This is a genomic window from Luteococcus sp. (assembly GCF_043424415.1).
Lineage (GTDB): Bacteria > Actinomycetota > Actinomycetes > Propionibacteriales > Propionibacteriaceae > Luteococcus.
Genome location: NZ_JBHWOO010000160.1, coordinates 1 through 9,601, shown reverse-complemented (window position 1 = coordinate 9,601; position 9,601 = coordinate 1). Strand labels below are relative to the sequence as shown.

Sequence of the window (9,601 nt, the reverse complement as noted above, 5' to 3'; positions counted from 1 at the left end):
CCCGCACCCTGAAGGGTGCGGGGCCAGTCCCGTCTCGGGACCCATGGGGTGCATGGGCCGAAGCCGGCATGGGCGCGTCCGGGACCGGGCTCGATTGGGCGCGCCTGTGCGCGAACCACTAGTCTGGGGGGAGGCTTTCGGGGACCTGCCCCGCATCGAAATGAGGAGAATCGTGACCCACGTCGTGGACGAGGAATTCGAGGCCTCGGTCACCGGTCGGCTTGCCGTCATCGAGGACGAGCTGGTCAAGGCCGCCGTTGCCGACAGTCCCTTCGTCACCGAGGCGGCGAGGCACATCATCGATGCCGGCGGAAAGCGTTTCCGTCCACTGCTGGTGGTTCTGGGATCTGCCTTCGGACAGGGCACCAGCGAGACCGACCTCACCCGCGCCGCCCTGGTGGTGGAGCTCACCCACGTCGCGAGCCTCTACCACGACGACGTGATGGATGATGCCGACCTGCGTCGCGGTGCCCCGAGCGCCAACCGCCGCTGGGACAATTCGATTGCGATCCTGGTGGGCGACTACCTCTTCTCCCGCGCCTCCACCCTGGTGGCCGACCTGGGCACCGACTACGTGCGCCTGCAGGCCGAAACCTTCGGCCGCCTCGTGCAGGGCCAGATCGCGGAGACCCGTGGGCCGCAGGAGGGCGATGACCCCCTGGAGCACTACCTGCAGGTCATCAGTGACAAGACGGGTTCGTTGATCGCCACCTCGGCCGTCTTCGGCGGCATGGTCGCCGGGGCCTCGCGTGAAATCCTGGAGGCGCTGGACGCCTTCGGCGAGGAGATCGGCGTGGTCTTCCAGCTCAGCGACGACATCATCGACATCACCAGCAACGAGACGGGCAAGACTCCCGGGACCGACCTGCGCGAGGGCGTCCCGACGCTGCCGACGCTGATGTTGCAGGCCTCCCAGGATCCGGCCGACCAGGCGCTCAAGGAGCTCATCTCCTCCGACCTGTCCGACGACGCCCGCCTGGCCGATGCGCTGGAGCAGCTGCGGGCCCATCCTGTGATCGAGCAGGCCCGGGCAGAGGTGCAGCGCCACGCCGACCTGGCACTGGCGCACCTGGAGTCGCTGCCCGACGGGGAAGCCAAGCAGGCCCTGTCGAGGATCTGCCTCGACCTGGTGGGCCGCTCCAACTGATCGTCGGCGGCTCCGGTTCTCACCGGATGGTGACCCGCTCGTCGGGCTCCATCCCCAACCCGCCCAGGTCGCCGGCCTTGGCCTTGTCGTCCCGCGGGTCTCCGGTCTTCCGGGCCAGCTGCTCGATGATCCCGCGCCCTGTGTCGCGGGCCTGTTCGTCGAGGGTGACGAAGGTGCTGGCCGAGGACTTGTCCGCGTCTATGGTGGTCGAACTGGGCCAGTCCGCGTTGACGTGACGCAACAGCTCGTCCTGCGGACGGGGGTGTCGGTGTCGCACACCCGCCCAAATCCAGCGCCGCCACAACGCGCCAAGGGGTCCGAGCATCGGCTCGGACCCCTCGCGGTCACGGCCGGGAGGTACTCAGAGCACGGTCCAGGTGTCGCGCCCGTTGACCATGGCCTGCAGCGCCGACTCCTGGCGGTCGCCCATGGCCATGGCGACCTGCTCGCGGGCCAGGTCGTCGTAGGCGGGCCGCTCAACATTGCGGAAGATGCCGATGGGGGAGCGGTGCATCACGCCACCGTCGGTCAGGCGGCTCAGCGCAAAGGCCAGCGACGGGTCGGCGTGGTGCTCGTCGTGCACCAGGATGTCGTCGAGGCCCACCTCGGAGACCTCCACCACCTCCACCGACCCGTCGCGGTTCTGCACGACGCCCAGGTGGTTGTCGGCGCCGAACAGGATCGGCTCACCGTGGCGCAGTGGGATGATCGCCTCGTCAGAGCCGGGTCCCTTGAGGTCCTCGAAGGCACCGTCGTTGAAGATCGGGCAGTTCTGGTAGATCTCCACCAGCGACGTGCCGCGGTAGCCGGCGGCGGCCTTGAGCACCTGCGAGAGGTGCTGGCGGTCGGAGTCGACCGTGCGGGCGACGAAGCCGGCCTCAGCGCCCAGTGCCAGCGAGACGGGGTTGAAGGGGGCGTCGACCGAGCCGAGCGGGCTCGACTTGGTCACCTTGCCGGCCTCGGAGGTGGGCGAGTACTGGCCCTTGGTGAGGCCGTAGATGCGGTTGTTGAACAGCATGATCGTCATGTTCACATTGCGACGCATCGCGTGGATCAGGTGGTTGCCGCCGATCGACAGGGCGTCACCGTCGCCGGTGACGACCCAGACGCCCAGGTCGGGGCGGGTCACCGCCACGCCGGTGGCGATGGCCGGGGCACGGCCGTGGATGGAGTGCATCCCGTAGCTGTCGACGTAGTACGGGAAGCGCGAGGAGCAGCCGATGCCGGAGATGATCACGGTGTTCTCACGCTTGATGCCGAGTTCGGGCATCATGCTCTGGAAGGCCGCGAGGATGGCGTAGTCACCGCAGCCGGGGCACCAGCGCACCTCCTGGTCGCTGGTGAAGTCCTTGCGGTTCAGCGGCTCGATGCTCAGCGGGACACCGGCCAGCCCGCGGTAGCCGGGGGTCTGCAGTTCGGTGGTGGTCACTTCTGCTCCTGCGTGGTGTGTGAGTGCTCGTTCGGGTTGTTGATGGGGGCCGGTTCGGCGTGCAGCTGGGCCTGCTCGTTGTCGGCCGCGAGCTCGCCGTCGCCCATGTCCTCGCTGCCGGGACCCTCGGAGATCTCGACCTCGTCGACGGGCCCGCCCGGGTGGCCGTTGATCTGGTCGATCTCCACCTCGAGGTCGGCGGCCAGCTCCGAGAGCGAGATCGGCAGCCCGAAGACACGCGAGTAGCTCTGCACGTCGACCAGGTACTTGGCGCGCAGCATCATCGCGAACTGGCCCAGGTTCATCTCGGGCACGATCACGCGGTCGTAGCCGCGCAGCACCTCGCCGAGGTTGGCAGGGAAGGGGTTGAGGTGGCGCACATGGGCCTGGGCGACATCGCGCCCGCTGGCCCGCACCCGACGCACGGCGGCGGTGATGGGGCCGTAGGTGGAACCCCAGCCCAGCACCAGCACCTTGGCGCGTCCCGAGGGGTCGTCGACCTCGATGTCGGGGATGTCGCGCACGATGCCGTCCACCTTGGCCTGGCGCAGCCGCACCATGTGGTCGTGGTTCGCCGGGTCGTAGGAGATGTTGCCCGAGCCGTCGGCCTTCTCGATGCCGCCGATGCGGTGCTCCAGCCCGGGCGTGCCGGGCTTGGCCCAGGCGCGAGCAAGGGTCTCGGGGTCGCGCTTGTAGGGAAGGAAGTCGTCGCCGTCATTGGGGGCGGTGGCGAAGTTCGGGTCGATCTCGGGCAGCTGGTCGATCTCGGGGATCCGCCACGGCTCGGCACCGTTGGCGAGGTAGCCGTCGGTGAGCAGGAAGACCGGGGTGCGGTAGGTGACCGCGATGCGCACGGCCTCCACAGCCATGTCGAAGCAGTCCGAGGGGGTCGACGGTGCCAGCACCGGCACCGGGGCCTCACCATTGCGTCCGTACATCACCTGCAGCAGGTCGGCCTGCTCGGTCTTGGTGGGCATGCCCGTCGACGGGCCGGCGCGCTGCACGTCGACAACGACCAGCGGCAGCTCGGTCATGACGCCCAGGCCGATCGCCTCGGACTTCAAGGCGATGCCGGGGCCCGACGTGGTGGTCACGCCCAGCGAGCCACCGAAGGAGGCACCCAGCGCGGAGGCGACGCCGGCGATCTCGTCCTCGGCCTGGAAGGTGATGACGCCCTGGCCCTTCTGCCGGCTCAGCTCGTGCAGGATGTCGGAGGCGGGGGTGATCGGGTAGGAGCCCAGGAAGAGCTGCAGCCCGGCCTTCTCGGCGCCCACGATCAGGCCATAGCTGGTGGCCAGGTTGCCGCTGATCTGGCGGTAGCTGCCGGCCTGCATGTCGGCCTTGGCCACCTCGTAGCGCACGGCGAAGTCCTCGGTGGTCTCACCGAAGGCGTAGCCGGCGCGGAAGGCGGCGATGTTGGCATCGCGGATCTCGGGCTTCTTGGCGAACTTCTCGACCAGGAATTTCTCGGTGCCCTCGGTGGGGCGGCTGTAGAGCCAGTTGAGCAGTCCGAGGGCGAACATGTTCTTGCTGCGCGCGGAGTCCTTGCGGCCCAGCCCGAAGTCCTTGACCGAGGCCACTGCCATGCCGGTCAGGTCGAGTGCCACCAGGTGGTAGTCGGCCAGCGAGCCGTCCTCGAGGGGGTTGGCCTCATAACCCACCTTGGTCAGGTTGCGCTTGGTGAACTCGGCATTGTCGACCACCAGCAGCCCGCCGCGGGGCAGGTCCTTGAGGTTGGCCTTGAGCGCGGCCGGGTTCATCGCCACGAGCACGTCGGGCCGGTCGCCGGGGGTGACGATGTCGTAGTTGGCGAAGTGCAGCTGGAAGCTGGACACGCCCGGCAGGGTGCCCTGGGGGGCGCGGATCTCGGCCGGGAAGTTCGGCAGGGTCGAGATGTCATTGCCCAGGGTGGCCGAGTCGTGGGTGAACCGGTCGCCCGTCAGCTGCATTCCGTCACCTGAGTCGCCGGCGAAGCGGATCACCACTCGCTCGAGAACTTGCACACCAGTCACAACGGGCCTCTTTCGAAAAGACAACACTCGACAGTCCAGACTAGCTGCCACACGAAGGCAGACCAGCGCCTGGCCAGACGGTGCGCCGGTGCGGAAGCTAGGCTGGCGCTCGTGTCTGAGCAGAACAAGGGGCAGTTCATCGACTGGTTCGGCGACCGGTCGGTGGTCGTCGTCGACCTCGCCCTGGCCTGTTGTGCCATCGAGTCAGAGTTCGCGGTGCCCGTCGACGCGCCGCGGCTGTCGGCCGCGCCCGCGGGTGCCGCGGTGGTGGCCGTGGTCTCCGGGACCCTCAGTGACGCCCTGTCCGGCCTAGTCACCGACCGGATCGCCGAGCTCGCCCCCGATCACGTGGTCAGCTTCGGTGCCTGTGCCTGCGCCGGTGGCCCCTACTGGGATGCCTGGTCGGTCACCAAGGGGGTCAACCAGCTGGTGCACGTCGACAGTTTTGTCGCGGGTTGTCCGCCCCCGCCCGCCGCACTGGCCGAGGTGGTCGAGAAGGTTCGCCAGGAATTCGTGCAGGGAGCTGTCCAATGAGTGAACACATCTCCGTCCCGGGAGGGCATGGCATCGACGACGAGGTGCGTGAGGTCCCTTCCGGGCAGTGGATCGAGCAGATCCGCGCCGCAGCGGACCAGTACCCCTTCCTGGACTGGTTGGGGGCAGTCGACGAGATCGGACGCGGTGACGAGTTCCGCGTCGTGCTGCGCCTGGTCGACCACCAGTCCAGCCCTCCCAGGGGGCTGCGGCTCCAGACCCGGGTGCCCCGCCAAGAACCGGTGCTGGCCAGCTGCACGTCCTTGCTACCGGGAGCGTCGTGGCACGAGCGCGAGGCGCACGACTTCTTCGGGATCGTCTTCGACGGTGGCGACCAGGCGCCGCTGCTGAACCATGGGGGAGCGACGACCCCCTTGCGCAAGGACTTCGTGTTGGGTGCCCGCGCCGCACAACCCTGGCCTGGCACCAAGGAGCCGGGCGGCGCGGCCCCCAGCCGTCGCAAGATGGCTCCTCCCGGGGTGCCCGACGCCGAGGTGTGGGGGGAGCGTGACCCGCAGGCCGCACCAGCCACTGCCGAGGAGATCGCCGCCGCCGTCGCCGGCGGACGGGTGAGGAGACGACGATGAACGAACAGCCGCAGCAGGCCGGGGCCCACGGATCCATCCGGCTCATCGAGTCCAACTGCACCTCCTGCATGATCTGTGCGCGTGAGTGCCCCGCCTGGTGCATCCACATCGACTCGCACACCGAACTGCGCGAGGGGGAGGGGGGCGCACCGATCGGTGGTGCCGCCGCATCACCCACCTCCGGCTATGCGCGCTCCCGGCAGCGTTCCCACAACGTGCTCGACCGCTTCGAGATCGACTGGTCGCTGTGCATGTACTGCGGCATCTGCGTGGAACAGTGTCCCTTCGACGCCCTGGAGTGGGCCGGGCCGCACGTGGCGACCACCGCGGAACTGCCCCAGCTGCGTCAGGGCCGCGAGCAGCTGCGGTGAGCTCGGTCCTCACCCCGTCGGTCGGTGGCCTCGACCTGCACTGGGCCAGCATCCGGCGGGCCTGGGCCGTGGCGCACGTGCGTCGCGGGGCCTATGGCAGTTCCCTGATCGCGCTGGGCTCGCTGACGCCGGCCTACCTGCCGCTCAACTCGCCCTGGTGGCGGATGTTGCGTCCGCTGCACCTGACCGGCACCCCGGCCCGCATCCTGGGCACCGTGCTGGTCATGGCGGGCCTCGCACTGCTGGTCGACGCCTGGTTCCGGCTGCGCCCGGCCAGGGGTGGCGAGGGGCAGCGTCGGGAGGGAGACGAGGCCTACTGGCACCTCAAGCACTGGGCGGTGCTGGCCATCTGGGGCGCGCCCTTCCTGCTGGCGCCGCCCATCTTCAGCCACGACGCCTATTCCTATGCCGCCCAGGGTTGGTTGATCCACAACGGCATCAACCCCTACCACGGCAATGTGATGCTGCTGCCGGGGGCTTTCGCCGACCAGGTGGCCTGGGTCTGGCGGCGGACTCCGGCCCCCTATGGGCCGCTGAGCCTGCAGATGCAGCACCTGATCGTGGACGCCACCGGCTTCGACCCCTATGTCTCCGCGCTGGCCATGCGCATCCCCGCCCTGGTGGGTGTGGTGCTGATCGGGCTGCTGGTGCCGCGTATCGCGGTGCAGCTGCGCGCGGATCCGGCCCTGGCAGCGTGGATGGCCACCCTCAACCCCGTCCTGGTGATCGACTTCATCGGCGGGGCGCACAATGATTCCCTGATGGTGGGCCTGCTCGTGCTGGGGCTCTGGCTGGCTTTTCGCGCCGACTGGGCCTGGCTGGCCGCGGCGGTGGTGATCGGCGCGGCCGCGGCCATCAAGCAGCCAGCGGTGCTGGCGGCCTATGCGTTGCCGTTGATCCGTCACCCCTGGCGCACTTGGCAGGCGCGTGACGTGGCCGCGACCGCGGTGCGGGCGGTGGCGAGCTTCGCCATCGCGATCGGCACCTTCGCCGGCATCACCAGGCTCACCGGCCTGGGCTGGGGATGGCTCGATGCCGTCGACGTCCCCGGCATGGTGATCACCGTCTCACCCTCCACCATTGTCGGCCAGCTGGCCCAGATGGTGGCCGACCACTTCGCCCTCGACCCGTCCGGCGGTGCCATGCTGACCGCGGCGCGCACCGCCGGCATGGTGCTGGCCGGTGCCCTGATCACGGTCTTCGCGCTGACCGTCGCGCGTCGCCAGCCGGTCACCTTCCTGGCCTGGAGCTTCCTGGCGGTAGCGCTGTGCTCGCCAGCCCTGCACTCCTGGTACGTGCTGTGGGGTGGCGTGCTGCTGCCGCTCACCCGGCCCTCCCGTCGGATGGTGCGTGCCGCGGTGCAGGCGACGGTGGTACTGCTCAGCTATGCCGCCATCAACCTCGCCTACCGCAACAGCGTCAGCGCCGTCGACTCGCTCAACCCCGCCGTGGCCCTCGGGGTGGTGGCGGTGGCAGGCTTTGCCTGGCAGGTGCGCACCCACGAGAGGGCGACCGACGCCCTCCGATCCACCCACAGGAGGAAACGTGACCCAGACCACCAGCCCCCACGTGCGCGGCGAGGTCAGTGACGGACTCGCCCGCCTGGTCCTCGACCGACCCCGGGCCATCAACGCGCTCGATGTTGCGATGATGCAGGCCATCGGGGAGCTGCTCACCGCCTGGCGCGAGGACGACGACGTCCAACGCGTCGAGATCTCGGGCGAGGGGGAACGCGGCTTCTGCTCCGGAGCCGACGTGCGCGCCATCCGCCAGCTGGTGCTGGACGAACCACAGCGCGCGGTCGACTTCTTCGAGCACGAGTACACGGTCAACCGGCTGATCGCCCACTACCCGAAGCCGACCACGGCCCACCTGCACGGGGTCTCCATGGGCGGCGGCCTGGGCCTGGCGCTGCACTGCCGCACCGTGACCGCCGAACGCGACCTGGTCCTGGCCATGCCGGAGACCGGCATCGGCCTCTTCCCCGACGTCGGCATCAACTGGCAGCTGTCCCACACACCGGGGGAGCTGGGCACCTGGATGGCGATGACCGGCCAGTCGATCGACGCCGCGAGCGCGCTGTACGCGGGCCTGGTCGATGAGCTGACTCCTTCACCGGCCGACGACCTCTCGGCGGAGGCCTCGCAGCTGGAGCGTGACCGTGCCTGGATCGACGAGTGCTTCACCGGTGACGACCCGGTCGCCGTCGTGACCGCTCTTGAGGCGCACGACCAAGCCCGGGCGAGGGAATGTGCCGAGCTCCTGCGCTCCCGGTCGCCGTGGAGCGTCGCAGTCGCGCTGGAGGCGGTCCGTCGCTCGGCCCGGGTGGACTCGGTCGACGAGGTGCTGGAGCAGGATGCCCGCCTGGCCCGCAACTACGTCGCCGACTCCGACTTCGTCGAGGGGGTGCGGGCGCAGCTGGTCGACAAGGACCGGAACCCGCAGTGGCGCCATGCATGTGTGGAAGACGTGCCGCGCGAGCTGGTGCTCGGCATGTTCGAGGCCCGCTGACGCCTCGCTGCTGGGCGGCCCTCAGAAGTCGTAGTCGACCACGACGGGGGCGTGGTCGCTCATCCTGGCCTCGTAGCTTTCGGCGCGGTCGGTGCCTCCGGTGATGGCCAGCTTCGCCAGGGCCGGGGTGGCGAGCTGGTAGTCGATGCGCCAGCCTGCGTCGTTGACGAAGGCCTGTCCCATCCAGCTCCACCAGGAGTAGGGGCCGTCCTGGCCGGGGTGCAGCTGGCGCACCACGTCGACCAGGGTGCGGGGTGAGAGCACCTGGTCGAGCCAGGCGCGCTCCTCGGGCAGGAAGCCCTCCGACTTCTGGTTGCCCCGCCAGTTCTTGATGTCGAGTTCGGAGTGGGCAATGTTGAAGTCGCCCATCACGATGAACTCGCGGCCCTGCCGGGCGGCGGTGCGGCGGGCCGTGGTCAGGTGCCGCGCGAAGCCCTTGAGGAAGTTCATCTTGCGCTGGTACTTGGCGCCGCCGTCGGGCTTGTCGCGCCCGTTCTTGCCGTCAGCCTGCAGCTCGGCGGGCAGCCCGCCCTTGGGCAGGTAGAGGCTGGCGACGGTCAGGGGGCGGTCGGCCAGGTCCACCTCCAGGTAGCGGCCTTCGGTGGAGAAGGCCTTGAGTTCTCGGGCCAGCGGCCCTGTCTCGCCGGATTCCTGCAGTTCCAGGTGGTTGTCTCTGGGCGCGCGCACCAGCGCGCCGGCGCCCCAGCTGCGGATGGCGTCGGGGGCCTCGCGGGTGAGCACCGCGACCCCATTGCGGCCGGCGATCTGTCCCGCGTCGTAGGCGACGTGGTAGCCGCCGAAGATCCCCTCGGGCAGCATCGCGACGGGGCAGCGCACCTCCTGGAGGGCGACGATGTCACAGTCACGGGCCTGGAGCCAGTCGGCAAAGCCGCGCTTCTGGGTGGCGCGGATCCCGTTGATGTTGAAGGTGGCGACGCGGAGCATGCGGGCCAGCCTAGCCCTCGTCCACACCGCGGCGGGGGCTGCTGGCACGGGTCGTGCCAGAGAAT

Annotated in this window: 9 protein-coding genes and 1 pseudogene; 6 read left to right on the top strand and 4 right to left on the bottom strand. The window is 69.5% G+C overall.

The genetic code is table 11. The features are described 5' to 3' along the window. The first annotated feature begins 172 nt into the window (after window positions 1–172). The gene (locus ACHFFZ_RS09820) at window positions 173–1,147 is read left to right on the top strand and encodes a polyprenyl synthetase family protein (protein ID WP_394276453.1); all 975 of its coding nucleotides are present in this window, start codon (window positions 173–175) and stop codon (window positions 1,145–1,147) included. A gap of 19 nt (window positions 1,148–1,166) precedes the next feature. Here the strand turns inward: ACHFFZ_RS09820 and ACHFFZ_RS09815 are convergent, their stop codons facing one another. The 3 genes and pseudogenes from ACHFFZ_RS09815 to ACHFFZ_RS09805 form a co-directional block, all read right to left on the bottom strand. After that, entirely contained in the window at window positions 1,167–1,424 is a 258-nt protein-coding gene (locus ACHFFZ_RS09815) for a hypothetical protein (protein WP_394276452.1), read from the bottom strand. Window positions 1,425–1,508: 84 nt separating this feature from the next. Continuing rightward, a complete protein-coding gene (locus ACHFFZ_RS09810; RefSeq protein ID WP_394276451.1) occupies window positions 1,509–2,576 on the bottom strand; it encodes a 2-oxoacid:ferredoxin oxidoreductase subunit beta in 1,068 nt (355 codons plus the stop codon). Between the two features lie 191 nt (window positions 2,577–2,767). Next, window positions 2,768–4,615 (bottom strand): annotated as a pseudogene (locus tag ACHFFZ_RS09805) (2-oxoacid:acceptor oxidoreductase subunit alpha); the annotation flags it as partial. 84 nt (window positions 4,616–4,699) lie between these two features. Here ACHFFZ_RS09805 and ACHFFZ_RS09800 point away from each other — a divergent pair. From ACHFFZ_RS09800 to ACHFFZ_RS09780, 5 genes are read left to right on the top strand one after another with little or no spacing between them, the layout of a single operon-like run. Further along, entirely contained in the window at window positions 4,700–5,122 is a 423-nt protein-coding gene (locus ACHFFZ_RS09800; RefSeq protein ID WP_394276450.1) for a proton-conducting membrane transporter, read from the top strand. After that, complete coding sequence (locus tag ACHFFZ_RS09795) at window positions 5,119–5,709, top strand: NADH-quinone oxidoreductase subunit C (protein WP_394276449.1); 591 nt, start codon at window positions 5,119–5,121, stop codon at window positions 5,707–5,709. The genes ACHFFZ_RS09800 and ACHFFZ_RS09795 overlap by 4 nt, the downstream gene beginning before the upstream one ends. Further along, window positions 5,706–6,080 (top strand): NADH-quinone oxidoreductase subunit I, encoded by a 375-nt coding sequence (locus ACHFFZ_RS09790; protein WP_394276448.1) that lies wholly within the window; start codon window positions 5,706–5,708, stop codon window positions 6,078–6,080. Before ACHFFZ_RS09795 ends, ACHFFZ_RS09790 begins: the two co-directional genes overlap by 4 nt. Next, complete coding sequence (gene mptB / locus ACHFFZ_RS09785) at window positions 6,077–7,669, top strand: polyprenol phosphomannose-dependent alpha 1,6 mannosyltransferase MptB (protein ID WP_394276447.1); 1,593 nt, start codon at window positions 6,077–6,079, stop codon at window positions 7,667–7,669. The genes ACHFFZ_RS09790 and mptB overlap by 4 nt, the downstream gene beginning before the upstream one ends. Then, window positions 7,626–8,591, top strand: a complete 966-nt coding sequence (locus ACHFFZ_RS09780; protein WP_394276446.1) for an enoyl-CoA hydratase/isomerase family protein — start codon at window positions 7,626–7,628, stop codon at window positions 8,589–8,591. Before mptB ends, ACHFFZ_RS09780 begins: the two co-directional genes overlap by 44 nt. Window positions 8,592–8,612: 21 nt before the next feature. On the opposite strand, the gene ACHFFZ_RS09775 is transcribed toward ACHFFZ_RS09780, so the two are convergent. Further along, window positions 8,613–9,536: an exodeoxyribonuclease III gene (locus tag ACHFFZ_RS09775; RefSeq protein WP_394276445.1), complete on the bottom strand. Its 924-nt coding sequence runs from the start codon at window positions 9,534–9,536 to the stop codon at window positions 8,613–8,615. Window positions 9,537–9,601: the final 65 nt, after the last annotated feature.

Coding starts and splice junctions, on each gene's coding strand:
- ACHFFZ_RS09795 (WP_394276449.1), top strand. CDS start 5,119: ATGAGTGAACACATCTCCGTCCCGGGAGGGCATGGCATCGACGACGAG.
- ACHFFZ_RS09790 (WP_394276448.1), top strand. CDS start 5,706: ATGAACGAACAGCCGCAGCAGGCCGGGGCCCACGGATCCATCCGGCTC.
- ACHFFZ_RS09775 (WP_394276445.1), bottom strand. CDS start 9,536: ATGCTCCGCGTCGCCACCTTCAACATCAACGGGATCCGCGCCACCCAG.